22 protein-coding genes are annotated in these 22778 nt (G+C 75.3%); 14 read left to right on the top strand and 8 right to left on the bottom strand.

The genetic code is table 11. The features are described 5' to 3' along the window. Positions 1-594: 594 nt before the first annotated feature. Both Sdi02f_RS28100 and Sdi02f_RS28095 read right to left on the bottom strand, forming a co-directional pair. The gene (locus Sdi02f_RS28100) at positions 595-1836 is read right to left on the bottom strand and encodes a cytochrome P450 (RefSeq protein WP_078936851.1); all 1242 of its coding nucleotides are present in this window, start codon (positions 1834-1836) and stop codon (positions 595-597) included. 187 nt (positions 1837-2023) lie between these two features. Further along, positions 2024-2437, bottom strand: a complete 414-nt coding sequence (locus Sdi02f_RS28095; RefSeq protein ID WP_030403325.1) for an SRPBCC family protein — start codon at positions 2435-2437, stop codon at positions 2024-2026. A 169-nt stretch (positions 2438-2606) separates the two neighbouring features. On the opposite strand from Sdi02f_RS28095, the gene Sdi02f_RS28090 reads away from it, so the two are divergent. From Sdi02f_RS28090 to Sdi02f_RS28075, 4 genes are all read left to right on the top strand, one after another. After that, a complete protein-coding gene (locus Sdi02f_RS28090) occupies positions 2607-3824 on the top strand; it encodes a PP2C family protein-serine/threonine phosphatase (protein WP_167458260.1) in 1218 nt (405 codons plus the stop codon). A gap of 199 nt (positions 3825-4023) precedes the next feature. Next, a complete protein-coding gene (locus Sdi02f_RS28085; protein ID WP_053639251.1) occupies positions 4024-4734 on the top strand; it encodes a nucleotidyltransferase family protein in 711 nt (236 codons plus the stop codon). Then, the gene (locus Sdi02f_RS28080; RefSeq protein WP_031185543.1) at positions 4731-5045 is read left to right on the top strand and encodes a BON domain-containing protein; all 315 of its coding nucleotides are present in this window, start codon (positions 4731-4733) and stop codon (positions 5043-5045) included. Before Sdi02f_RS28085 ends, Sdi02f_RS28080 begins: the two co-directional genes overlap by 4 nt. Further along, on the top strand, positions 5045-5770 hold the full coding sequence (locus tag Sdi02f_RS28075) for a metallophosphoesterase family protein (RefSeq protein WP_030403329.1): 726 nt from the start codon (positions 5045-5047) through the stop codon (positions 5768-5770). Before Sdi02f_RS28080 ends, Sdi02f_RS28075 begins: the two co-directional genes overlap by 1 nt. Before the next feature lie 105 nt (positions 5771-5875). Here the strand turns inward: Sdi02f_RS28075 and Sdi02f_RS28070 are convergent, their stop codons facing one another. Further along, complete coding sequence (locus tag Sdi02f_RS28070) at positions 5876-6523, bottom strand: GNAT family N-acetyltransferase (RefSeq protein WP_031185545.1); 648 nt, start codon at positions 6521-6523, stop codon at positions 5876-5878. Positions 6524-6650: 127 nt separating this feature from the next. Here Sdi02f_RS28070 and Sdi02f_RS28065 point away from each other — a divergent pair, with 127 nt between their 5' ends. From Sdi02f_RS28065 to Sdi02f_RS28050, 4 genes are all read left to right on the top strand, one after another. Further along, on the top strand, positions 6651-9143 hold the full coding sequence (locus tag Sdi02f_RS28065; RefSeq protein WP_108934226.1) for a molybdopterin oxidoreductase family protein: 2493 nt from the start codon (positions 6651-6653) through the stop codon (positions 9141-9143). After that, entirely contained in the window at positions 9140-9631 is a 492-nt protein-coding gene (locus Sdi02f_RS28060; RefSeq protein ID WP_053639254.1) for a hypothetical protein, read from the top strand. The genes Sdi02f_RS28065 and Sdi02f_RS28060 overlap by 4 nt, the downstream gene beginning before the upstream one ends. A gap of 155 nt (positions 9632-9786) precedes the next feature. Beyond that, positions 9787-10320, top strand: coding sequence for a DoxX family protein (locus Sdi02f_RS28055; RefSeq protein WP_030403333.1), 534 nt, complete (start codon positions 9787-9789; stop codon positions 10318-10320). Positions 10321-10415: 95 nt separating this feature from the next. Continuing rightward, positions 10416-10979, top strand: a complete 564-nt coding sequence (locus Sdi02f_RS28050; RefSeq protein ID WP_030403334.1) for a hemerythrin domain-containing protein — start codon at positions 10416-10418, stop codon at positions 10977-10979. Between the two features lie 80 nt (positions 10980-11059). Here Sdi02f_RS28050 and Sdi02f_RS28045 read toward each other — a convergent pair whose 3' ends face one another. Further along, positions 11060-12097, bottom strand: a complete 1038-nt coding sequence (locus tag Sdi02f_RS28045) for an NAD-dependent epimerase/dehydratase family protein (protein ID WP_108934225.1) — start codon at positions 12095-12097, stop codon at positions 11060-11062. Between the two features lie 539 nt (positions 12098-12636). On the opposite strand from Sdi02f_RS28045, the gene Sdi02f_RS28040 reads away from it, so the two are divergent. After that, the gene (locus Sdi02f_RS28040) at positions 12637-13857 is read left to right on the top strand and encodes an MFS transporter (RefSeq protein WP_203714680.1); all 1221 of its coding nucleotides are present in this window, start codon (positions 12637-12639) and stop codon (positions 13855-13857) included. Positions 13858-14063: 206 nt separating this feature from the next. Here the strand turns inward: Sdi02f_RS28040 and Sdi02f_RS28035 are convergent, their stop codons facing one another. Beyond that, positions 14064-14591: a hypothetical protein gene (locus Sdi02f_RS28035; protein WP_167458259.1), complete on the bottom strand. Its 528-nt coding sequence runs from the start codon at positions 14589-14591 to the stop codon at positions 14064-14066. A 215-nt stretch (positions 14592-14806) separates the two neighbouring features. Between Sdi02f_RS28035 and Sdi02f_RS28030 the strand changes: the two genes are divergently transcribed. Then, complete coding sequence (locus tag Sdi02f_RS28030; protein WP_063839797.1) at positions 14807-16123, top strand: SLC13 family permease; 1317 nt, start codon at positions 14807-14809, stop codon at positions 16121-16123. 98 nt (positions 16124-16221) lie between these two features. Here Sdi02f_RS28030 and Sdi02f_RS28025 read toward each other — a convergent pair whose 3' ends face one another. Further along, complete coding sequence (locus Sdi02f_RS28025) at positions 16222-16989, bottom strand: maleylpyruvate isomerase family mycothiol-dependent enzyme (RefSeq protein ID WP_053639257.1); 768 nt, start codon at positions 16987-16989, stop codon at positions 16222-16224. 61 nt (positions 16990-17050) lie between these two features. Beyond that, positions 17051-17374, bottom strand: coding sequence for a hypothetical protein (locus Sdi02f_RS28020; RefSeq protein WP_030403340.1), 324 nt, complete (start codon positions 17372-17374; stop codon positions 17051-17053). A gap of 138 nt (positions 17375-17512) precedes the next feature. Between Sdi02f_RS28020 and Sdi02f_RS28015 the strand changes: the two genes are divergently transcribed. The 4 genes from Sdi02f_RS28015 to Sdi02f_RS28000 all read left to right on the top strand — a co-directional run bounded on the left by Sdi02f_RS28015 (position 17513) and on the right by Sdi02f_RS28000 (position 21014). Further along, the gene (locus Sdi02f_RS28015; protein WP_031085590.1) at positions 17513-18382 is read left to right on the top strand and encodes a fructosamine kinase family protein; all 870 of its coding nucleotides are present in this window, start codon (positions 17513-17515) and stop codon (positions 18380-18382) included. Positions 18383-18467: 85 nt separating this feature from the next. Further along, positions 18468-19133: a TetR/AcrR family transcriptional regulator gene (locus tag Sdi02f_RS28010; RefSeq protein WP_053665760.1), complete on the top strand. Its 666-nt coding sequence runs from the start codon at positions 18468-18470 to the stop codon at positions 19131-19133. A gap of 10 nt (positions 19134-19143) precedes the next feature. Next, positions 19144-19926 carry an SDR family NAD(P)-dependent oxidoreductase gene (locus tag Sdi02f_RS28005; protein ID WP_030403343.1) on the top strand — a complete coding sequence of 261 codons (783 nt, stop codon included), beginning with the start codon at positions 19144-19146 and terminating at the stop codon, positions 19924-19926. A gap of 47 nt (positions 19927-19973) precedes the next feature. After that, the gene (locus Sdi02f_RS28000) at positions 19974-21014 is read left to right on the top strand and encodes an NAD(P)-dependent alcohol dehydrogenase (protein ID WP_030403344.1); all 1041 of its coding nucleotides are present in this window, start codon (positions 19974-19976) and stop codon (positions 21012-21014) included. A gap of 114 nt (positions 21015-21128) precedes the next feature. On the opposite strand, the gene Sdi02f_RS27995 is transcribed toward Sdi02f_RS28000, so the two are convergent. Next, a complete protein-coding gene (locus Sdi02f_RS27995) occupies positions 21129-22658 on the bottom strand; it encodes a helix-turn-helix domain-containing protein (RefSeq protein WP_108934223.1) in 1530 nt (509 codons plus the stop codon). Between the last annotated feature and the right edge of the window lie 120 nt (positions 22659-22778).

Genomic DNA, 22778 nt, shown 5'->3' with positions numbered 1-22778 from the left:
GCGCCGCGGCCGACTCGGGGATCCCGGCCGCGGCGCACCCTGCCGCCCCGTGCGCGGGAGGACGGCGCGCGGCGGGGCACGACCGTGCGTCTTCCCCGGCGTCCCGTCATGACTCTGCGCCAACCGAGTGATCGTCGGGGGACGTGTCCGGGCTCCGGTCCCGTCACGGCGTCCGCCCCGCCGCTCGGGGCGACGGGGCGGACGGTTTGCGGACGGTCCGTCAGCACGGTGTGGTTGCCATCAACTTCTCGAAGGAAGCCATGCAGTCCGGGCAATGACGCGCCCGTTCACCGTCGGATGCTTCTCTGCGTTCGCGGAGCTGCTGTCCGCAGAGTGTGGCCGCGGCCTGCTTGGACAGTACGTGCCACACCAACGCTCCGCCCGCCTTCTCCGGGCCCACGCACATTTCGTACATGATCGGCCTCCCAGCCTGGACGCCGCTGACACTCACCAGGAGACACCGGTTCGGCCGTGACCAGTAGCGAGCGGGGTCCATTCGGGTGACGGCCGGTTCGGCCGCCCGGGACCCGGGCGCACCCGGACGGCTGCAAACGATCAGCCAACCGGCCCTGAACGGGTGCGCGTGACGTGTCGTCAGGGTGCGCGTACGCCGGTGACGACGAAGCCGCTGCGGGGCCGGGTCGGGACCCGGCGCAGCGGGATGCGCAGATCCTGCTCGGGGACGGTGCAGTCCAGGCGTGCCAACCGCACCGCCAGCGCCTGGAGCAGGCCGACGGTGACGCGCTCGCCGGGGCAGCGGTGGCCGGCCGCGGGGTCGCCGCCGCCCTGGGGGATCAGCTCGTCGGGGCCGGGGGGCCGGTCCAGGAACCGTTGGGGCCGGAAGGTGTACGGGTCGCCCCAGAGCTCCTCGTCGTGGTTCTGCCCGTACACGTCGAGCAGCAGGATGCCGCCGGCCGGGACGGACTCGCCGTGCCAGGTCTGTTCGGTGACGGTGCGTCCGCCGAGGAACGGGGCGAACGGGTAGAAGCGGCGCACCTCGTGGGCGAAGGCCGTGGCGAAGGCGTCGTCACCGGCGCGCAGCCGCTCGCGATGGGCCGGCCACCGGTGCAGGGCGTGGGCGGCGAAGGCCACGAACCAGCTCACGGCGACGGTGGGGCGCAGGACGTTCAGCAGTTCCACCGCCGCCGTCCGGGAGTCCAGCGGGCCCCGCTCCGCGTCGCGGTGCCGGGCCACCCGTTCGAGGAACGAGCCGGCGGGGGCCACGGCCGCGTCCGTCCTGACCTCCTCGACCAGGCGGGCCGTGCGGGCCTCCTGCCGGGCGCGGGCGCGGCGGGCCCGCAGGTGGCGCGGGCCCGGGGTGGCGAAGCCGTCGACCATCGCGACCAGGTCCCGTGCCAGGGTGTCCACGTCCACGGCCCGGCGCGGGACTCCCGCCCAGTCGCAGACGCCACGGGTGAGCACGGCCGCCGCCTCGTCGAACAGGACGACGCGCTCGCGCCGGCTCCAGGAGCGCACGGCCTCGTCCCAGGCTCCGGTGACGTGCTCGGTGAGGCGGGCGACGCGGCCCGCTTCGAGCAGCGGCAGGAAGAGTTCCTTGCGCGTGCGGTGGGCCGCCCCGTCGAGGGTGTGGACCGCGCCCTGGCCGAACAGGGTGTCCAGGACCGGGGCCGGGATCGCTCCGTGCCGGCGGACGTGCGACTCGTCGTAGAAGAAGCGGACGGCCTCCGGTCCGCGCACGGCCAGCGCGGGTCTGCCGAGGAGCCGGGTGCGCAGCACGGGGCGGGTGCTGTCGCGCATGCGGTTGGGCAGCCAGGCGTAGCCCTCGGCGAGCAGTGCCGGCGTGCAGTCCAGCAGCGGGCGTCGGTGAGCGTCCATGGCGGGTGGGTGCCCCGGGGTGCCGGGCGGGACCCGGGCCGAGCGGGGCAGGGGCCGGGAGGGGGCGGAGCACGGGCCGGGGCGGAGCACGGGCCGGGGCGGCACGCGGGACAGGACGGCATACGGCCCAGGGCAGGGCGGGGCAGGGCGGGGCGGCGCGCGGGTGCCCACCGGCCCGCCCGTTCGGTCAGCCGGCCGCGTTGTCGGTGCGCATCCGCACCTGCTCCTCCAGCCGCCGCAGGCTGCCGTCGAGGGCCTCGGCCACCGTCCCTTGTCCCGGGTCGTGGCTGTCGTCGAAGAACGACAGGTGCACCGTGACCTCGCTGGCCCCGCTGTCCAGTCCGGCGACCTGCAGCCAGCCGGCGTAGCTGCCCTGCTCGCGGGTGCCCCACTCGAGCCGCATCTGCTCGGGCCGGGCGCGCAGCAGGGCGGAGGTGTCCTGGTCGGTGCGGTCCTCGTGGACGGTGACGGCGGGCGGCTCCTCCGGCTCCACGTGCAGGTCGCCGGGCAGCCAGGTCGCGAGCTGTCCGACGTTGGCGGCCTGGTCGAAGACCTGCTCGGGCTGGGCGGGCATGGTGCGGGATCGCTCGTACTCGGTCATGCGGCACCACTCCTCGGCGCTCGGGGTCGTACGGGGTGACGCGTGCCCCTTCTGCCGGGACCGAAGCGCCGCCCGGACGACCGGCCCGGGGGGGGCGGGGCCGGAAGCCCGGTGCCAGACTGCTGGGCATCCTCCCCGCCGCGGCGGGCTTCCGACGAGAGGAGACGACGTGGCCACGCCGGATTCGGGCGACGCGGCCCTGCGCCGGTTCCTCGCCGATCCGGCCCACCTGACCCTGGACCTGCGCGCCACCACCGTGCGTGCCGCCAAGGCACTCGGGCTGCGGCACGCCGTCGTCTACCTCGTCGACCTCCAGCAGCGCCGGCTCGTCCCCCAGACGGCCGTGGCGCCGACGCTCCCGGTCGACGGTTCCCTGGCGGGCTGGGCCTACCGCACGCAGTCGCTGCGGGTGGAGGAGTCCGCGACGGGGGGCGGCATCACCGCCTGGTTCCCGCTCCTCGACGGCGCGGAGCGGCTCGGCGTACTGGCCGTCGACGAGCCCGCCCTCACCGCCTCCTCGCTGACCCGCGGCCGGGCGCTCGCCTCGCTGCTCGCCATGGTGATCACCTCCAAGCGGTTGTTCGAGGACTCCTTCGTCCGGCACACCCGCACCGAGCGGATGCAGCTGCCGGCCGAGCTGCTGCGCGCCCTGTTGCCGCCGCGCACCATCGGCGACGGGAACGTCGTGTCCACGGCGGTGCTCGAACCGGCCTACGAGATCGGCGGCGACGCCTTCGACCACGCGCTGACCGACACGACGCTGCACGTGGCCGTCATGGACGCCATGGGGCACGACCTGGCCTCCGGACTCACCACCACCGTGTCGCTGGCCGCCTGCCGCAACGCCCGGCGCACCGGGCTGCACCTGCCCGAGCTGGTGCGGAGCGTGGACGAGGCGCTGTCCAGTTGGCTCCCGGACAAGTTCTGCACGGCGATCGTCGCCCAGCTGGACCTGGTCACCGGCCTGCTGCGCTGGGTCAACTGCGGTCACCCGGCGCCCATCCTGATCCGTGACGAGCGGTTGATGATCGACGCCATGGAGCGTGACACCGACCCTCCGATGGGCATGCCCTCCCTGCTCACCTCCCAGCAGCGCCGGGTGCACGAGATCGCGCTGGAGCCGGGGGACCGGGTGCTGATGTACACCGACGGTGTGGTGGAGGCCCGGACCCGGGAGGCGAAGCTGCTGGGCCTGGAGCGTTTCGGCGACTACGTCATCAGGGCCACGGCCGGCGGTGAGCTCGCGCCGGAGTCGTTGCGCCGTCTGATCCACTCGATCCTGGACATGAAGGGCGGCCAGTTGCGGGACGACGCGACGCTGCTGATGTTCGAGTGGCGGCCGCCGCCGCGGGGTGGCCGGTCCCTCCCGCGCCCCCAGTCGGGCTGACGGCCGGCGGTCCGGGTCACGCCGCGCGCGGCCCGCGGTCTCCTCGCGCCGCGGTGTCGGCGGTACGGCGCCGGGTACCCGAGCGCGCGGGGGCGGAGGCCGGTCCGCCCCCGCGACGGCGACGGTCCGGGGACCCGGGGACCCGGGGACCCGGGGACCCGGGGACCCGGGGACCCGGGGACCCGAGAAGGGGACAGCGATGAGGCAGCCCGCCGACGACCACACCCACGGCCGGCGCGCCGGCGTCTCCGAGCTGCGCCCCGCCGTCGGGGAGGCGGCAGCGGCCCCCGGGCACGAGGCACCTCGCGAGGCCCTCCCCGTCGACCGCACCCAGGCGATCCTCCAGGCCGCCAAGCGGGTCGGGGCGGTCCTCAAGAAGGCGGAGCACCCGTTCGCGCTGGCCGGCAGCGTCGCCGTCTACGCCCACGGCGGCACCCGCAACCTCCAGCACGACGTCGACTTCTGCATCCGGCCCGAGGACGCGGACGCCGTCGCCGCCACACTGCGGGAGGCGGGGCTGGTGGTCTACACGCCGCCCGAGGACTGGCTGCTCAAGGCGGACTGCCTGGGGCAGCAGGTGGACCTCATCTTCGAGCTGGCGCACGAGCCCGTCACGACGCGTCTGCTGGCCCGGGCCCAGGAGCTGTCGGTCGACTCGGTGCTGATGCCGGTCCTGTCGCCGACCGATCTGCTGCGCGGCCTGCTGGCGGCCTTCTCCGAGCACCACTGCGACTTCGGTGCCGTGCTCCCGATCGCCCGCACCCTGCGCGAGAAGATCGACTGGCCGGCGCTGCGCCGGGACTGCGGCGAGGATCCGATGCCCGCAGCGTTCTTCTTCGTTCTCGAACGGCTGGAGATCATCCCGCCGGCCGGTCCCGCGGCCGCCGCCCCGAAGGAGGAGCAGACATGAGCGACCCCGTCGGACACCAGGGCCCCGCGGCGAGCGGCCCCGCCTCCGCGGCCGAGGCACCCGGGACCCCTGAGAACGCCGAATACCGTGTGGCCCATTTCCAGGAGCGGCTCGCCGCGGAGGAGCTGGGGGAACTCGGCGTACGGGCCGAGTTCCGGGCGGGGGCGGTCGCGGTCACCGGCACGGTGCCCTCGGCGCAGTGCCGGGAGACCGTGCTGCGCCTCGCCCGCGAGGAGCTGGCCGGGCTGACCGTGCACACGGACGTCGTGGTGGCGGAGACGGCCCGCCCCGACCGTGCGGAGGAGCTGTGATGATCCGCGTCGCCGCCGTCGGGGACATCCACATGGGACCCGACAGCCAGGGGCTGCTGCGGCCCGCCTTCGAGACCCTGCCCGACTGTGCCGACCTGCTGCTCCTCGCCGGGGACCTCACCCGGCACGGCACCCCGCGGGAGGCGCGGGTGGTGGCCCGTGAGGTGGCGGACCTGCCGGTGCCGGTGGTGGCGGTCCTCGGCAACCACGACCACCACGACGAGCAGCCGGAGAGGGTCACCGCCATCCTCCGGGACGCCGGGGTGGAGGTGCTGGAGGGCGAGGGCACGGTCGTGGAGTGCGCCGGGGGCACCGTGGGGATCGCCGGGACCAAGGGCTTCGGCGGCGGGTTCGTCGGGCGCAGCGCGGGCGAGTTCGGCGAGCCGGTGATGAAGGAGTTCGTGCGCACCACCCGCCGCTCGGCGGAGAGTCTGCACGCGGCCCTCAAGGAGCTGGACACGCAGGGCTGCACGGCGCGGGTGGCGCTGACCCACTTCTCCCCCGTCGCCGACACGCTCGCCGGGGAGCCGCCGGAGATCCATCCGTTCCTCGGCAGCTATCTGCTGGCGGAGGCCATCGACACGGCCGGCGCCGACCTGGCGGTCCACGGCCACGCCCACCTGGGTTCGGAGCACGGGATGACGGCGGGCGGGGTCCGGGTGCGCAACGTGGCGCAGCCGGTCATCCGCCGGGCCTTCAACGTCTACCGGCTGGGCGCGGCCTGACCGTCCCCCGCTCGTCGGGACCGTCGCGTCCGGCCCGTCATCCGTGCGTCGGGGCCGTCGCGTCCGGCCCGTCATCCGCTCGTCGGGGCCGTCGCGTCCGGCCCGTCAGGATCGGCTCGTCTCCTCCTCTGTCGTACGCCCGAGGCAGGTGACGTCGGCGGGGTCGAGTCCGGCCGCGGTGATCTCGTGGAAGCCCAGGCGGTCGTAGAAGGCCCTGGCCGGGGTGTTGGCCGTCGCCATGACCAGGTGGACGGCCGGTACGCCGCGCTCGCGCAGGGCACGCCAGAACGTCCGCATCAGGGTCCGGCCGTGGCCCCGTCCCTGCCAGTCGGGGAGCAGGTCGATGTGCAGGTGGGCCGGGTACGCGGCCAGTTCGGGGACGACCATGCGCTCCGGGTCGTGCAGCAGCCCGGCCATGACCTCGTCCGGGGTGCGGTCGGCGGGCGGGGCCTGCGGCGCGGGGTACCGGTCCGCGACCCGCGGCAGCCACTTCGTGCGGAACTCCCCGGCGAACCGCGCGGTGTCCGCCGTGCCGAGGATGTAGCCGACGGCGCGGCCCCGCCCGTCGTCCAGCACGAAGGCCAGGTCCGGCTCGAGGTGGACGTAGGGGGCGGCGAAGACGGCGGGGAGGATCGCGGGGTCGGCGTACACGGGCCGGCTGTCGCGGCCGTTGTGCGCGGTACGGATGCAGATGTCGTCGAGGGCCGGGGCGTCGGCCGGGCGGTAGGGGCGTACGGATGCGGTCGCTGTCACCGCAGCATCCTGCCCGCTTGGGAGCGCTCCCACAACTGGTTTCGCTTCGACCGTACGCCCCCGGGTACCCGGCGCCCCGCCAGTGCCCGACGACGGAGCGCGGGCGGGAGGCGGCGGGAGGCCGGCGATGGAGGATGCGACGGACCGGATCGCGCGGCCGTGGGGCCCCAGGGTGCCCTACGGGCGGCACGAGACCTGGCCGGCCCGGGTGGACACGTTCCTCGCGGACGGGGTGGAGCCCGGGGCGGTGCAGCGCTGGGTGCAGTCCGCGTCGATCCTGCACTCGGACGGCGACGCGATGGACATCGCGGTGGCCGACGGCCGGATGGTGGGCGTACGGGGCCGGGACGTGGACCGGGTCAACCGCGGGCGGCTCGGCCCGAAGGACCTGTTCGGCTGGCAGGCGAACGCCTCCCGGGACCGGCTGACCCGCCCGCTGGTACGGCGCGACGGGCGGTTGACGGAGACGGACTGGGACACGGCGATGGGCCTGGTGGCCGCCCGCTCGCGCGCGCTGCTGGACGAGCGCGGGCCGGGTTCCATCGGCTTCTACACCACCGGCCAGTTGTTCCTGGAGGAGTACTACACGCTCACGGTCCTGGCCCGGGCCGGCATCGGCACCCACCACCTCGACGGCAACACCCGGCTGTGCACCTCGACCGCGGCGGAGGCGCTGAAGGAGACCTTCGGCTGCGACGGACAGCCGGGCAGCTACGACGACTTCGACCACGCCGACGTGATCGCGCTGTTCGGCCACAACATCGCCGAGACCCAGCCCGTGCAGTGGATGCGGCTCCTCGACCGCTTCGAGGGGGCCGACCCGCCGCGCCTGCTGTGCGTGGACCCGCGCCCCACCCGCGTCGCCGAGCGCGCCGCCGTACACCTCGCGCCCCGGGTCGGCACCAACGTGGCCCTGCTCAACGCGCTGCTGCACGAGACGATCCGGCACGAGCGGATCGACCGCGACTTCATCGCCGCGCACACCGTCGGCTTCGACGAACTCGCCGCCCGGGTCGCCGACTGCACGCCGAAGTGGGCGGCGCGGATCTGCGACGTCCCGGCCGCCCGGATCGAGGAGGCGGCCGAACTCGTCGGCACCACCGACGCGTTGGTCTCCACCGTCCTCCAGGGCGTCTACCAGTCGCACCAGGCCACCGCCGCCGCCGTCCAGGTCAACAACCTGCACCTGATCCGCGGCATGCTGGGCCGGCCCGGTGCCGGCCTGCTGCAGATGAACGGCCAGCCCACCGCCCAGAACACCCGCGAGTGCGGCGCCAACGGCGACCTGCCGGGCTTCCGCAACTGGCAGAACGACGCCCATGTCGCCGACCTCGCCGCGGTCTGGAACGTCGAACCGGAGACCGTCCCGCACTTCGCGCCGCCGACCCACGCGATGCAGATCTTCCGGTACGCCGAGCAGGGCTCGCTGCGGATGCTGTGGATCAGCGGCACCAACCCCGCCGTCTCGATGCCCGAACTCTCCCGCATCCGCACGATCCTGGCGCAGGAACGGCTGTTCACGGTCGTGCAGGACCTGTACCTGACGGAGACGGCGCAACTGGCCGACGTCGTGCTGCCCGCCGCCACCTGGGGCGAGAAGACCGGCACGCTCACCAACGCGGACCGTACGGTGCACCTGTCCGAGAAGGCGGTGGAGCCGCCCGGCGAGGCCAGGCCGGACCTGGACATCTTCCTCGACTACGCGCGGCGCATGGACTTCCGGGACAAGGACGGCGGTCCGCTGATCACCTGGGACGGCCCCGAGTCGGCGTTCGAGGCGTGGAAGCGGTGCAGCGCGGGCCGCCCCTGCGACTACACGGGCCTGTCCTACGCCCTGCTGCGCGACACCAGCGGCATCCAGTGGCCCTGCGACGCGCGGAACCCGGAGGGCACCGCGCGCCTCTACACGGACGGCATCTCCTGGGCCCACCCGGACGTGTGCGAGAGCTACGGCAAGGACCTGGTGACCGGCGCGGCGCAGGAGGTCGTGGAGTACCGCTCCCTCAACCCGGACGGCCGGGCGATGCTGAAGGCCGCCGCGTATCTGCCGCCGCACGAGGAGCCCGACGACGAGTACCCCTTCCAGCTCACGACGGGCCGGACCGTCTACCACTTCCACACGCGGACGAAGACCGGCCGCGCGCCTCAGCTCAACGACGCCGCCCCCGACGTGTGGGTGGAGATCTCCACCGGCGACGCGGAGCGGCTCGGCCTGGGCGAGGGCGACCTGGTGGAGGTCACCAGCAGGCGCGGCGCCCTGCGCGGGCGGCTGCGGGTGACCCGCATCCGCCCGGGTCTGCTCTTCGTGCCGTTCCACTACGGCTACTGGGACACCGACGGCGGTTCCGGGCCGGGCCGGGGCACTCCCGGGCGGGCCGCGAACGAGACGACCGTCACCGACTGGGACCCCGTCTCCAAGCAGCCGCTGTTCAAGACGGCCGCGGCCGCGCTCACCCTCGTCGAACGCGGGGACGGCCGGCCCTCCCCCGCGCCGACCACCACCGCGTCGGCACCGGCCGACCCCGGTGCCGCCCCGCCCACCTCGGGCGGACCGGCGGCGCACGCGACGCGGCGGGAACCCGCCGGGTTCCCGCACGGCCACGAGGAGGGCGCGCGGTGAACGGCATCACCCTGACCCTGCGCACGCTGCACCGCGGCGAACGGCGCCTGGCGCACGACCTGGTGACCGTCGCCGAGCGGCACCGCACCGAGCACGAGGTCCACCACGTCGCCACCGACCTCTCGGCATGGTCCCGCGAGCACGTGCGGCGGCTCGCCGAGACCGGCGCGGAGCACGGCGTGACGCTCGGCGACCCGCCGGGCCACTCCCCGGACGGCGTCCTGGCCACGCTGCGGAAGAAGGCGTCCGAGGCGGTCGTGCACCGGCCGGAGCCGGGCCTGCTGCTCCTGCGCGACCTGCGGGAGCTGCACCTCGCCGCGGCGGAGAACTCCCTGCACTGGGAGATGCTCGCCCAGGCCGCCCAGGCGTCGAGGGACAGCGGACTGCTGGCGCTCGTCTCCTCCTGCCACCCGCGGACACTGCGCCAGATGCGCTGGACCAACACCATGGTCAAGAACCTGTCGCCCCAGATCCTCACCAGCCTGTGACCTGCGTGTTCCCCGTGGGGGGCGGTACCGGGGGACGCCCGTGGCGCCCCGGCCGCCGAATGGCGCGGGCCGCCACGGGCACCTGATGATCCCAGTGGGGCACGCCCCCGCTGATGACCCCGTTGAGACCCCCTCGGAGAGAGCGAGACAGCGTCATGAGTCTTCTGCGTCTGGCCGGCCGGCCGATGCTCGCCTCCATGTTCGTCGCGGGCGGCCTGCAGTCGCTGCGCAGGCCGCAGGACGTGGCCCCGGCGGCCGAGCCGGTCGTGCGGCCGGTGGCCGACCGTGTTCCGGTGCTGCCGGACAGCACGGAGCAACTCGTACGGCTGAACGGCGCCGTGCACGTGGCGGGCGGCCTCATGCTCGGGCTCGGCCGCTGCCCGCGGCTGGCCGCGCTGGCCCTCGCGGTCACCCTGGTGCCCACCACGCTGGCCGCGCACCGGTACTGGAACGCCGAGGACCCGTCCGAACGCGCCCAGCAGCGCATCCACTTCCTGAAGAACCTGTCGATGATGGGCGGGCTGCTGATCGCGGCCGACGACACCGGCGGCGCGCCCTCGTGGCTGTGGCGCGGCCGGCACGCGGCCCGGGGCCTGCGGCACGACGCCCACCTGGTGCACCGTTCGGTCCGGGCCACGGCCGGTCCCGCGTCCCGCGCGGGCGGCGTGCGGGCCAAGCTGGGCGTCTGACGCGGGAGTTAGCCCACCGCGCTCGGGGGGACCCGGTCGTCCCGATGCCCGTGGCGGGTCGGTCCCGCGACCGCCACGACCCTTTGGAGGTGGACATGGGACACGGAGGAAACGTCATCGACGAGCTGACGACCGATCACCGTGAGGTCGAGGAGCTCTTCGGCAGGATCGAGGCACTGCCGCCGGGTCACAAGGACCGCAAGCTGTACGCCGATCAGGCCACGATCGAGCTGGTGCGGCACTCGGTGGCGGAGGAGGCGTACCTGTACCCGGCCGTCCGGGAGCACGTGGAGGGCGGTGGCGCCCTCGCGGACAAGGAGCTCGAGGACCACGCCGGCGCCGAGCAGATCATGAAGGACCTGGAGGGCCGTGCGGCGGACGACGCCGAGTTCGACCGGTTGATCGGCAAGCTGATGAGCGAGATCCGTGAGCACGTCGCCGACGAGGAGGGCAACCTGTTCCCGAGGCTGCGCGCGGCGTGTCCCGCCGAGGCCCTGGACGAGCTGGGCGAGAAGGTCCGCCAGGCGAAGAAGACCGCGCCGACCCGGCCGCACCCCTCCACCCCGGACAAGCCCCCGATGAACAAGCTGCTCGCGCCCGGCGCGGGCATGGTCGACCGGGTGCGGGACGCGTTGTCGGGGCGCGGCAAGTCCGGCTGAGCGGCCCCGCCGTCACCCGTGCCAGGGGCCCGTCGCCGTGGCGGCGGGCCCCTGGCACGCGCGGGGCCACGGCACGCCTCTCACGTCCACCACTCCCCCGTCCGCTCCCGCACCGGCTCCCCGGTCGCCGTCGGGAGCGGGTCGGGCCGTTCCCGGAGGGCGGCGACGGTGCGTTCCAGGCCCTCCCGCCAGGTCACGCTCGGCAGCCAGCCGAAGATCTCGCGGGCGAAGCCGGTGACCGGCCGGGGCCGGGTGTCCTCGTCCGTGGTGTCCTCGACGAACGTGAGCGGCGAGTCGGAGCCGGTCAGCTCGATCACCCGTCGGGCGATCTCCGCGGCCGTGGGCTCCTCGTCGCCGCCAATGTCCACGGGCCGCACGGAACGTCCGGCCGCGACCAGCAGAACGCCGTCGACCATGTCGTCGACGTAGCACAGGGGATGCGTGCGGCTGCCGTCCCCGGGGACGGTGACCGGCCGCCCGGCCAGGGCCTGCCCGAGGGCGGCGCCCGGCGTGCCCCCGCAGTCCGTCCGCATGCCGGGGCCGTAGCCGCTGAACAGCCGGACGATCCCGGCGTTCGAGCCGTGCGCGCCCGCGTGGGCGGCGACCAGGGCCTCGGCGAACCGGACGGCCTCGGCGCAGACGCCGTGCGGCCGGACCGGGTCGGCGTCGTCCGGTACCCCGCCCACGGGGGCGGCGGAGCCGGCCGGCGGCGAGGAGGCGAGCAGGAAGCGGGCGCCGTCCCGGTCGGCGACGGCCAGCGCGGTGCGGGTGCCCAGGCTGCCGGTGTCGAGGACGTCCACGGGCCGCCGGGGGCGGGCGTCCGGGGACCCGGGGCCCGCCAGGTGCAGGACCAGGTCGTAGGGGCCCCGCAGGGCGTCCGCGCAGCCGGGTTCACAGACGTCCCGTTCGAGGAAGCGGAAGCCGGGGCGGCCCGCGAGGTGGGCCACCTTCTCGGCGCGCCCCGTGGAGAGGTTGTCCAGGCAGTCGACCTCGGCGCCCGCGTCGAGCAGCCGGGTGCACAGGTGGGAGCCGAGGAATCCGGCGCCGCCGGTCACCAGGACCCGGTCCCAGGGCGCGCGGGACTCCCCCCGCGGGCTGAACACCGCCGTCGGCATCATGAGGACGACCCTTCTCCTCGTCGAGGCACTGCCGGAACGCCGGGTGCGGGCACGGAGCGCGGGGCGCCCGTGGAACGCGCCCGGCGCGCCCGAAACGTGCCCCGAGTGCCCCGCCGGGACGCCCACATGCGCCGCTGCCCGCCGCCGGGCCGCTCGCCGTGACGGCGGTCACGGCCGTCGGTCGTGCTCCGCACGGCGCCCGGTGCTGCGCCCACATGCTGTGATCAAGCCCACTCGGCCCACCAAGTGCGTCGCGGGTGAAGGCTGTTGGCCGGCCCCGGCACCGGGCGGGGGCGCGGACCGGCGAGGACTCGCCGGTCCCTTCTGCCACGATGGTCGGCGCCGTCTCCGGCTCAGTGGAACGGCCGCGCAACGCAGCCGGCGTACTCGTTCCCGTCCGTGTCCCCCTCCGGGTCCCCCGACCCGCCTTCGAGTGGCGCCCTGTGTCTTCTTCCTCCGTCTCCGCCCCGCCGCCTCCCGCCCCCGCGCCGCCCCGGCCCGCGTCCACCTCGCCGTGGCGCTCCCTGCGGTACCGCAGCATGCGCTGGTGGTCGGTCGCGAACTTCGTGTCCAACGCCGGTACCTGGATGCAGCTCACCGTGCAGAACCTGCTGGTGCTGCAGATCACCGGCTCCGCCGCGGCGACGGGTCTGTCCATGTCGGTGCAGGCCGCGCCCGCCCTGCTGATCAGCGTGTTCGGCGGCGCGGCCGTCGACCGCTGGCCGCGCAGGACGACGGCCGCGGTCAGCCAGGCACTGCTCGGCACGGTCGCCTTCGTGACCGCGCTCATGGTGGCACTGGACCGGCTCGACGTGACCTCGCTGATGGTGCTGGCCGCCGTCACCGGCGTCATCGCCACCGTGGACGGCCCGGCGTGTTCCCTGCTGGGCAACGACCTCGTCCCGCGCGAGGACGTGCCCTCCGCGATCGGGGTGGGCGCGCTGGTCCACCAGGCGGGCCGGCTCACGGGCGCCGCCCTCGCCGGTGTGACGGTCGGCTTCCTCGGCACGGCCGCCGCGTACGCCGCCAACGGGGTGTCGTTCCTGTTCGTGGCCTCGGTGATCCCCTTCCTGCGGCCTGCGCGCGGTGCGATCGGGCACAGGGCGGCGGCCGAGGACGGCGTCACGCGGGAGACCATGAGCGTGCGCGAGGGGCTGGCCTTCTTCGCCCGCCGTCCCCGGCTGCTGGCGCTGGCCGGGGTCACGGGCGTGAGCGCCGTCTTCGGCCGCAACTACCAGTTGACGCTGGCCGTGCTGGTCACCGGGCCACTGGCGGGCGGGGCGGGATCGTTCGGCACCGTCTCCACGGTGCTGGCGGCCGGCGGCATCGTGGGCGCCGTGCTCGGCGCCCGGCTGCGCCGTCCCTCCGTACGCGTGGTGGGCGCGCTGGCGGCGGCGGGCGGTCTGCTGCAGGTGGTGGCGGGCATGTCGCCGTCGCTGGCCGTCCTGCTGGTGATGGTGCTGCCGATGGCCGTGGTGGAGTCCGTCTCCGACACCGCGGGCACGGCGGTGCTGCAGACCGACCCGCCCGCCCGCATGCGGGGCCGGGTGCTCGGCGTGTGGGGCAGCATCGGCACGGTGTGGAGCCTGGGCGGCCCCCCGGCGCTGGGCCTCCTGATGGAGCTGGCCGGCGCCCGCGGCGCCCTGATCGTGGGCGGGCTGGTCATCGCCGCCGCCATCGGTGCGGGCCACCTCCTGCGCGGACGCCTGGCGCCGGCGCCGCGGGTCTCCCCCGTGGCGAACCTGGAGACGGCTGCCTGAGGCCCCTCGGGGTGTCCGGAGGGACATTCCCGGCGGGGTCGGACGGACGGTTGGGTGCGGACGGACGGTTGGGTGCGGACGGACGGTTGGGTGCGGACGGACGGTTGGGTGCGGACGGACGGTTGGGTGCGGACGGACGGTTGGGTGCGAGCGGACGGTTGGGTGCGGGCGGACGGTTGGGTACGGCCGGGCGACGAGGGGCGGGGTCAGGCGACGAGGGCCTGGCCCGGATCCAGCCGGGCCACGAGGTGGGCGTGGTGCAGGGCCGCGACGGGGGCGACGAGGTCCGGGTGGCGCAGCAGCGCCGCCGCCCGGCGGTCGGCCGCGTCCGGGGCGAGCAGGCGGCGGAACTCCACCGGCGCACCGGCCGAGGGACCGCCAACGGCCAGCGCGGCGACGGCCGGCCCGGCGAGCGCCGGGTCGGTCAGCAGACAGGCCGCCCAACTGGCGACGACCTCGTCCACCCAGGTCCGCCAGGCGTCCGCGTCCGGGTCGGCGTGCGGCACGCCGTCGGCGCCGGTGATCCAGTCGAGCCGGGCGGAACCGCCGGGCCCGGCCACGTCCAGCAGGGCGACGTCCATGGGTGTGGGGTAGCGCAACCGGGCCGCGACCGTCACGGCCTGCCGGGCCTGCGCCTCGCACAGGGCGTCGGCCAGCGCGCCGCCGGAGGCCGGGTAGGCGCGAAGGAGCCACTGCGCGGTCGCCGCGATGACGGGGGAGAGGTCTGTGTGCACTGCCGGGCCGTCCGAACTGCTCGTCGTGGGGAACACGGGTCCGTGGAAACGGTAGCCCGCGGCGCGCCCCGCGGGACATGGCACGGCTCTCGCCCGCGGCGTGGCCTCGGCCACACCGCGTCCCGCGGACCTCGGCCCCGCCTGCGGGTGCGACCCTGTATCCCGTTCGCCGATCACCGGGCTCCCGCCCGCTTCACCGGTGTGGAGGAGAAGCCCTGAGTACCGCCGTCCTCTCCGAGGCCGTCCCCGTCGCCCTGCTGCTGGGCGTCCTCGCCTTCGCCGTGCTGCGTCCCCGGGGCCTTCCGGAGGCGGTGGCCGCCGTGCCCGCCGCCGTCCTGGTGGTGGCGCTCGGCACGGTCACCCCGCGCGAGGCGTGGGAGCAGACCCGGACGCTGCTGCCGGTCGTCGTCTTCCTCGCGCTGGTGCTGATGCTGGCGTACCTGTGCGCGAAGGAGGGCCTGTTCGAGGCGGTCGGCGCGGCCGTGGCCCGCCGGTGCGGGGGCAGTCCGCGGCGCCTGCTGGCCGGGGTGTTCGCCATGGCCTGCGCGGTCACGGCCGTGCTCAGCCTGGACGCCACCGCCGTCCTGCTCACCCCCGTGGTCCTGGCCACCGCGTCCCGGGCCGGCGCCCGGGCCCGCCCGCACGTGTACGCGACGGCGCACCTGGCGAACTCCGCCTCGCTGCTGCTGCCGGTGTCCAACCTGACCAATCTGCTGGCGTTCACGGCCAGCGGGCTGAGCTTCACGCGGTTCGCGGCGCTGATGGCGCTGCCCTGGCTGGCCGCGATCGCCGTGGAGTACGCCGTGTTCCGCCGCTTCTTCCGCGCGGATCTGGCCGAGCCCGTGCCCGCCTCTCCCGCGCGGGTCGGCCCCGCGCCCACGAAGACGCCGGACGCGGGGGGTGCCGGGCCGACCGCGCCGCCCGCGCCGACGGTGCCCCGTTTCACCGTGGTCGTCGTGGCCCTCACGCTGGCCGGGTTCGCGCTGGCCTCGCCCGCCGGGGTGGCACCCGCCTGGGCGGCGCTCGGCGGTGTGCTGGTGCTCGGGGGACGTGCGCTGGCCCGGCGCCATGTCACGCCCCGGGAGATGGCGGGTGCCGCCGCGCCGCTGTTCTGCGTGTTCGTCCTGGCCCTCGGCATCGTGGTGGGCGCGGTGATGACGGGCGGCGCCGCCTCGGGACTGGGGCGGCTGCTGCCGGACGGGGACTCACTGCCCGCGCTGCTCGGCGTGGCGGCGGTCGCCGCGCTGCTGGCCAACCTCGTCAACAACCTGCCGGCCGTGCTGGCCCTGCTCCCGCTGGCCGCGCCCGCCGGTCCCGCCCAGGTCCTCGCCGTGCTGATCGGCGTGAACCTGGGCCCCAACCTGACCTACGTCGGTTCGCTGGCGACCCTGCTGTGGCGGCGCCTGCTGCACCGGCAGGGCGTCGAGGTGGAGCTGGGCCTGTTCACCCGGCTGGGACTGCTCACCGTGCCCGCCACGGTCACCGCCTCGACGGCGGCCCTGTGGGTGGCCCTGGGTCTCGTCGGCGCCTGACGGCGGCGGCCCGGTGTCCGCCGGTCGCTCCGCTCCGGTCCGTGCCAGTCCCTGCCGGTCCCTGCCAGTCCCTGCCGGTCAGTGCCGGTCAGTGCCGGTCACTGGGTCGCGACCACGAGGCAGCGCCTCAGTTCCGCCACGGCCTCGGGCGCGCCCTCGACCCGTACGGCGCCGCCCCCGCCGTCGCCCGCCCGGTTCCACAGCGACCTCAGGACGCTCTCCGGGGAGCCGCTCAGCCGCACGTCGGCGGTGCCGTCGCCCGCGCCGTCCGTGACGGTGAACTCCCCCGGACCGGTCCGCACCCGCCACGCCGCGTCGTCGCCCGCCCGCACCAGGAACGTACGGCCCGGCGAGCCGTCCAGGATCCCGGTGAAGTAGTCGCCCCACTCGGCCACGGCGTACGCGGCGAACACCTTGAGCAGTTCGTCGATCCCGTCCACGGCGAGGTCGTCCGGTACGGCGGTGACGGGCCGGCCGGTGGCGAGTTCGGCGTCGATGCGGTGGACGACGGTCTCCTGCGCCATCCGCCGGATCCAGAAGCCGACGCTCTGGTCGGGGCCGTACCAGGTGGCGGCCGGGTCCCCGGGGGCGCGGGTGGCGAACTCGGCGCGCAGCGCGGTGTAGCCCCGGTCGAGCAGTGCCGTCGGCGCCTCGCGGGCGAACTCCTCGGGCGGCCAGGGGCGGGGCTCCACGCCGTCGCGCATGGCGGCGGTCTTGTGCAGGTAGACCTCCCCGACGTGGCGGGTCAGGTCGGCGACGGTCCAGCCGGGGCAGGTCGGCACCGGCGCGTCGGCGTCGGCGCCGACGGCGGCTCGCAGCCGGTCGTGGTCGGCCGCGAGGCAGTCGAGGAATCGGGTGTACTCCATGCCATCGAGCCAAGCACAGGCCCAGACCCCCGGCACGGTCTTTTCCCGCGGGTTTCCCGGCTCACCAGGCCGGAGTGGGCGCCGCCGGGCGGCGGACCGCCTCGGCCGCGTCCCGCAGGTGCAGCGCGACGCTGATCAGGGCGCGCAGCGCGGAGGGCCGCAGGCTCTGGGCGCTCTCGGCGGCCAGCACCAGCAGGCAGCCCGCGGCCTGCTCGACGACCGGGACGGAGAAGGCGAACTCGTCGCCGTCGGCCCCGCGGAACGCGCGCCACGGCGTGGCGGCACCGTCGATGGCCTTGTGCACCGCCTGCTCGAGGTGCTGTGCGGCCTGCCGGCACACGGGAGCGGGCAGGGTGATGGTGCGATGGAATGCAGAACTGGTCATACTCCCATTGCTCCCCCGCGTCCGGGGTGCCCGATAGGCGTATCCGGTGCTTTTCACCGGGTCGGCGGGCAGCCGGCCCCCACGGCCGCGCTCCGGCGCGGGCCTGCCCCGGACCTGGTGTGGACCTAGGCTCGTTGCATGGGTTCCGTCAGTTCGTCCTCGGCCGTCGCGGCCCGGTTCACCGGCCGGACGGTCACCGGCGAACGCCCCCTGTCCGGGGCGCTCACCGAAGTCGGCCTCGACGACGGGCGCACGGTGGTGGTCAAGCTCGCGGACGCCCCCGGCGCGGCGCGGGCCGAGGCCGCGGGGCTGCGCTGGCTGGCGGACGCGGGCACGGTGCGGATCCCCGCGGTGCACGGCGTGGACGGGCGCCGGCTGGTTACGGACCGGGTGGCGCAGGGGCCGTCGAGCGCCGGGGCGGCGCTGCGGTTCGGCCGGGACCTGGCCGGGCTGCACGCCGCCGGGGCGCCGTCGTTCGGGTCCGCGCCGCCCGGCGGCCCCGAGGAGGCGTACATCGGGCTCGCCCCGATGCGCAACGCCACCGGGGACGACTGGCCCCGCTGGTACGCCGCGCACCGCGTCCTGCCGTACCTGCGCCGTGCCGTCGACGCCGGCACCGTCCGGACCGGCGAGGCGGCCGACGTCGAGCGGGTCTGCGAGCGCCTGCCCGAGCTGGCCGGGCCCGCGGAGCCGCCCGCCCGGCTGCACGGCGACCTGTGGAACGGCAACGTCCTGTGGGGCGCCGACGGGCACGTCCGCCTGATCGACCCGGCCGCGCACGGCGGGCACCGGGAGACCGACCTGGCGATGCTGCGCCTGTTCGGCTGTCCGCACCTGGACCGGGTCCTGGCGGGCTACCGGGAGGCGGCTCCGCTCGCCGGGGGCTGGGAAGGCCGGGTCGGCCTGCACCAGCTCTTCCCGCTGCTGGTGCACGCCGTGCTCTTCGGGCGCGGATACGCCGAGCAGGCCGTCACGGCGGCGCGCACGGCACTGCGGCACGCGGGCTGAGAACTTGCACGCCGCTTCACCACCCCGCGATGTCCCAGTGGGTCACATGTCCCACTGGGACATGAACGGGTGTAGTCTCGGAGACATGACGGCGACGAAGCCCTCCCCCGCCACCGAGGACCGGCGGCAGCGCAAGGCGCGGCAGACCCGCGACGCGCTGGCCACCGCCGCCTGCGACCTGATCCTGGAGCGCGGGCCGGCGGCGACCACGGTGGAGGCGATCGCCGAGCGCGCGGACGTCACGCGCCGCACGTTCAGCCGGCACTTCGCCGGCAAGGAGGACGCGGCGCTCGACTTCGTCCGCCGGGACGGCGACCGGATCAACGCGCTGCTGCGCTCCCGTCCGGCCGGGGAGCCTCCCCTGCTCGCCTACCGCAGGGCGGTCCGGGACTGGCTGACCGACCGGGAGGACCCGGCCTGGCACGTACGGCCGCGCATGCGCCGCCTGCTGGCCCTGGCCGACACCGAGCCGGAGCTGTTCGCCGCCTACCAGCGCATCCGGGTCGACGCCCAGGAGGAGTCGATCCGCATCGTCGCCGGCCGGCTCGGCACGGACGACGTCCGGGACGTGCGCCCGGCCGCTGTCGTCGACGCCGCCGCCGGAGTCCTGATAGCCGCCCTGCGCCTGTGGGCACGCGGCGACGAGCGGGACTCGGGAGCCGCAGACCTCGCCGCCCTCGTGGAGCGGGCCTACGACGCCCTGACCTCGGAGGCCGCGGCCGCGACCCCCGACAGCACCACCGAAGAGTGAGAACAGCACCATGAGCACCACTCCTGCCAGCACCGAGTACGCCACCGAGTTCGCCGGGCGTACCGTCCTCGTCACCGGCGCCGCCTCCGGCATCGGACTGGCCACCGCCCGCCGGCTGGGCGCCGGCGGCGCGAACGTCGTCGTCGCCGACTTCAACGCCGAGGGCGCCGAGAAGGCCGCCGCCGAACTGCGGGCCGCGGGCGCCGAGGCCGCCGCCGTCGAGCTGGACGTGACCCGCCCGGAGTCCGTCGAGGCGGCCGTGACGTTCGCCGTCGACACGTACGGCGCCCTGCACCTCGCCGTGAACAACGCGGGCATCGGCGGCCCCAGCGCCCCGACCGGCGCGTACGACATCGACGCCTACCAGCGCGTCGTACGCACCAACCTCGACGGCGTCTTCTACTCGATGCGCTACGAACTGCCCGCCATCCTGGCGGCGGGCCGGGGCGGCTCGATCGTCAACGTCGCCTCCATCCTCGGCTCGGTCGGCTTCGCGGGCTCGCCCGCCTACGTCGCCGCCAAGCACGGCGTGGTCGGACTGACCAAGGCGGCCGCCGCCGAATACGCGGCCCAGGGCGTCCGCATCAACGCGGTCGGCCCCGGCTTCATCGACACCCCGCTGCTGAAGACCATGGACGAGGCCGCCTACCAGGGCCTGGTCGCCCTGCACCCGGCCGGCCGCCTCGGACGGTCCGAGGAGGTCGCCGAGCTGATCGTCTTCCTGCTGTCCGACCGCGCGTCCTTCGTCGCCGGCAGCTACCACCTGGTCGACGGCGCCTACACCGCCGTCTGACCACCGGTCGTCCATCCCGGGGGGAACAAGAACAAAGGAGTTCGGTCATGAAGGCACTGCAGTACCGCACCATCGGGGCCCCGCCCGAGGTCGTCACCCTTCCCGACCCGGAACCCGGCCCCGGCCAGGTGCTGTTGAAGGTCACCGCGGCCGGCGTCTGCCACTCCGACATCGCGGTGATGAGCTGGCCCGCCGAGGGCTTCCCGTACGAGCTGCCGCTCACCCTCGGCCACGAGGGCGTCGGCACCGTGGCCGCCCTGGGCGCCGGGGTGACGGGGCTCGCCGAGGGCGACGCGGTCGCCGTGTACGGGCCCTGGGGCTGCGGCACCTGCGCCAAGTGCGCGGAGGGCAAGGAGAACTACTGCCTGCGCGCCGACGAGCTGGGCATCCGCCCGCCGGGGCTCGGGCGTCCGGGCTCGATGGCGGAGTACCTGCTCATCGACGACCCCCGGCACCTGGTCCCGCTGGACGGGCTCGACCCGGTCGCGGCGGTGCCGCTGACCGACGCCGGGCTCACGCCGTACCACGCGATCAAGCGGTCGCTGCCCAAGCTGGTCCCCGGCTCGACCGCGGTGGTCATCGGCACGGGCGGTCTCGGTCACGTGGCGATCCAGTTGCTGCGCGCCCTGACCTCCGCCCGGGTCGTCGCCCTGGACGTCAGCGAGGAGAAGCTGCGGCTCGCCCGCGAGGTGGGCGCGCACGAGGCCGTGCTGTCGGACGCGAAGGCCGCGGACGCGGTGCGCGAGATCACCGGCGGTCTCGGCGCCGAGGCCGTCTTCGACTTCGTCGGCGTGGCTCCCACCGTGAAGACCGCCGGAGCCGTCGCGGCCGTCGAGGGCGATGTCACGCTCGTCGGCATCGGAGGCGCCTCGCTGCCGGTCGGGTTCGGCATGCTGCCGTTCGAGGTGTCGGTCAACGCGCCCTACTGGGGCAGCCGCAGCGAACTGATCGAGGTGCTGAACCTGGCCCGTTCCGGAGCCGTGTCGGTCCACACCGAGACGTACTCCCTGGACGAGGCCCCGCTCGCCTACGAGCGCCTGCACGAGGGCAAGGTCAACGGCCGCGCCGTGATCCTGCCCAACGGCTGACCGGAGGGGCGCGACCGGTCCCCCGTTCCGGTCGTGCCCCCCTGCCCTTCGAACCTACGCGGGCGGCTGCGGCGTTGTGAATCGTGCCGGTGCCCGCTGCCGGGCCATCCGGACTCACTCGTGCACAGGTGAGTCCGGATGGCCCGGTTTCGTCCCGTGCAGGCGGGGCTCGTCGAGCGCGCCGGTCGCCAGGTGGGCCAGCACGACCTCGTACAGATCGCTGCCGGCGGCGAGCAGCTCGCGTTCGAGGACGGGCTCGGCCCTGCGGACGTGCTCGCGGACGGTCTGCGCGTGCATGCCGAGCTTCTGCGCGGCGCGCTCGGCGTTGCCCCCGGCGGCTATCCAGGTACGCAGGGTGCGCCGCAGGTCCCGGCCGTCCGCATCGAGCCGGCCCAGCAGGTCGGCGGCCCAGGTGCGCAGCGCGGTCCCCGACAGCAGGTCGGTGAGCCGGACGGCGCCGGCCCGCGCGCCGGCGCCCGGCGGGGGTTCGGCGAGCCCGACCTGGCAGTTCAGGGCGAGGTGCACGGCGGCCCGGACGGTCAGGTCGGCGAAGTCCGTGCGCAGCAGCGACTCGACCCGGTCCATCCGGGCGCGGACCGTGTTGCGGCTGACGCCGAGGACCTTCGCCGTGTTGACGGCGGTGAACTCCAGGCCGAGCCGGGTGGTGGCGAGCAGTTCGGCACGCGTGTGGTGCGACAGGGTGTCGAGCGGGCTGAGCACCCCGGCCGTCCAGTCGTGCAGCCCGACCGGGTCCATCAGCCGCTCGGGGCGGGTGCGCTCGGCGTACAGGGCCGCCTTGTCGGGGTGGAACCGGGCCACGGCCAGGGCGCTGACGGCCTGTCCGTAGGCGGCCGCGGTACGGGCGAGGCCCTGGCGGGCGCTGCCGCCGAGGAAGACCCCGGGACGGCGGCCGGCCAGCGCGCGCAGCTCCTGCCCGGCGCTGTCGCGCGGTGCGAGGACGATCACGTGCCCGTCCACCGCCGGACACCGCACGACCAGCGCCCGTTCCCCCGTCGCCGACACGCACTCCTCGGCGAGCCGGTCCCGTTCGCCGGGGCTGCTCTCCACGACGTAGACGCAGGCCGTGTCGGTGTCCAGGAGGCCGGGCCAGAGTCCGGCGGCCACACGGCGGGCGGAGACGGTGTCCTCGACCATCAGCAACTGCAGGATGGCCAGGCGCAGGTCGGAGGTGGCCCGCCGCAGCCGCAGCCCGGCGGCGGTCGACTCGTGGCCGGCCAGCAGCAGCTCCACCACCTGGGCGGCGTGCGTGACGATCTCGAAGACGTCCCGGTCGAACGGCGCCCGGCGCACCACCGCGAGCACGGCGGTCCCGGCCGGCCGGGACCGTTCCACGCGGACGAGCCGCAGATGGCGTCCCCGGTCCTCCAGCGCGGCCGACGCGATACGGCCGGAGGTGACGTCGGCGACCAGGGCCTCGTCGAGCGGGACGCGGGTGCCGGCCAGCAGCCGGCCGGTGCCGTCCTGCAGCGAGACGGTGGCGTGCGCGGTACCGGCTAGCCAGGCCACCACCCGGTTCGGGTCGCGTCCGGCCGGACGCAGGTGCTCGAGCAGCTCCCGCGCCCATTCCGCCTGCCCACCGGCGCCGGACGTCCGCTGCCCTCTCGCGTCCTCACGGCCCGCCACGTCGGCCTTCTCCTCGTCTCGCCCGGTCCCCTCCCCCAGGCCGGGGACGTTACCTCATGGTCCTGTGCCGGGTCCCTCCCCCGCTTCGGCGGCCGGGCCGCGGGGCCTGTCGGGCACGGC

Source organism: Streptomyces ardesiacus (genome assembly GCF_003112575.1).
GTDB lineage: Bacteria > Actinomycetota > Actinomycetes > Streptomycetales > Streptomycetaceae > Streptomyces > Streptomyces ardesiacus.
This window is presented reverse-complemented; position numbering and strand designations above follow the sequence as displayed.

Excerpts from the sequence above, each read along its gene's own strand:
- Sdi02f_RS28100 (WP_078936851.1), bottom strand. The coding sequence starts at position 1,836 with ATGGACGCTCACCGACGCCCGCTGCTGGACTGCACGCCGGCACTGCTC.
- Sdi02f_RS28095 (WP_030403325.1), bottom strand. The coding sequence starts at position 2,437 with ATGACCGAGTACGAGCGATCCCGCACCATGCCCGCCCAGCCCGAGCAG.
- Sdi02f_RS28085 (WP_053639251.1), top strand. The coding sequence starts at position 4,024 with ATGAGGCAGCCCGCCGACGACCACACCCACGGCCGGCGCGCCGGCGTC.
- Sdi02f_RS28080 (WP_031185543.1), top strand. The coding sequence starts at position 4,731 with ATGAGCGACCCCGTCGGACACCAGGGCCCCGCGGCGAGCGGCCCCGCC.
- Sdi02f_RS28075 (WP_030403329.1), top strand. The coding sequence starts at position 5,045 with ATGATCCGCGTCGCCGCCGTCGGGGACATCCACATGGGACCCGACAGC.
- Sdi02f_RS28065 (WP_108934226.1), top strand. The coding sequence starts at position 6,651 with ATGGAGGATGCGACGGACCGGATCGCGCGGCCGTGGGGCCCCAGGGTG.
- Sdi02f_RS28055 (WP_030403333.1), top strand. The coding sequence starts at position 9,787 with ATGAGTCTTCTGCGTCTGGCCGGCCGGCCGATGCTCGCCTCCATGTTC.
- Sdi02f_RS28050 (WP_030403334.1), top strand. The coding sequence starts at position 10,416 with ATGGGACACGGAGGAAACGTCATCGACGAGCTGACGACCGATCACCGT.
- Sdi02f_RS28045 (WP_108934225.1), bottom strand. The coding sequence starts at position 12,097 with ATGATGCCGACGGCGGTGTTCAGCCCGCGGGGGGAGTCCCGCGCGCCC.
- Sdi02f_RS28040 (WP_203714680.1), top strand. The coding sequence starts at position 12,637 with ATGCGCTGGTGGTCGGTCGCGAACTTCGTGTCCAACGCCGGTACCTGG.
- Sdi02f_RS28025 (WP_053639257.1), bottom strand. The coding sequence starts at position 16,989 with ATGGAGTACACCCGATTCCTCGACTGCCTCGCGGCCGACCACGACCGG.
- Sdi02f_RS28020 (WP_030403340.1), bottom strand. The coding sequence starts at position 17,374 with ATGACCAGTTCTGCATTCCATCGCACCATCACCCTGCCCGCTCCCGTG.
- Sdi02f_RS28015 (WP_031085590.1), top strand. The coding sequence starts at position 17,513 with ATGGGTTCCGTCAGTTCGTCCTCGGCCGTCGCGGCCCGGTTCACCGGC.
- Sdi02f_RS28010 (WP_053665760.1), top strand. The coding sequence starts at position 18,468 with ATGACGGCGACGAAGCCCTCCCCCGCCACCGAGGACCGGCGGCAGCGC.
- Sdi02f_RS28005 (WP_030403343.1), top strand. The coding sequence starts at position 19,144 with ATGAGCACCACTCCTGCCAGCACCGAGTACGCCACCGAGTTCGCCGGG.
- Sdi02f_RS28000 (WP_030403344.1), top strand. The coding sequence starts at position 19,974 with ATGAAGGCACTGCAGTACCGCACCATCGGGGCCCCGCCCGAGGTCGTC.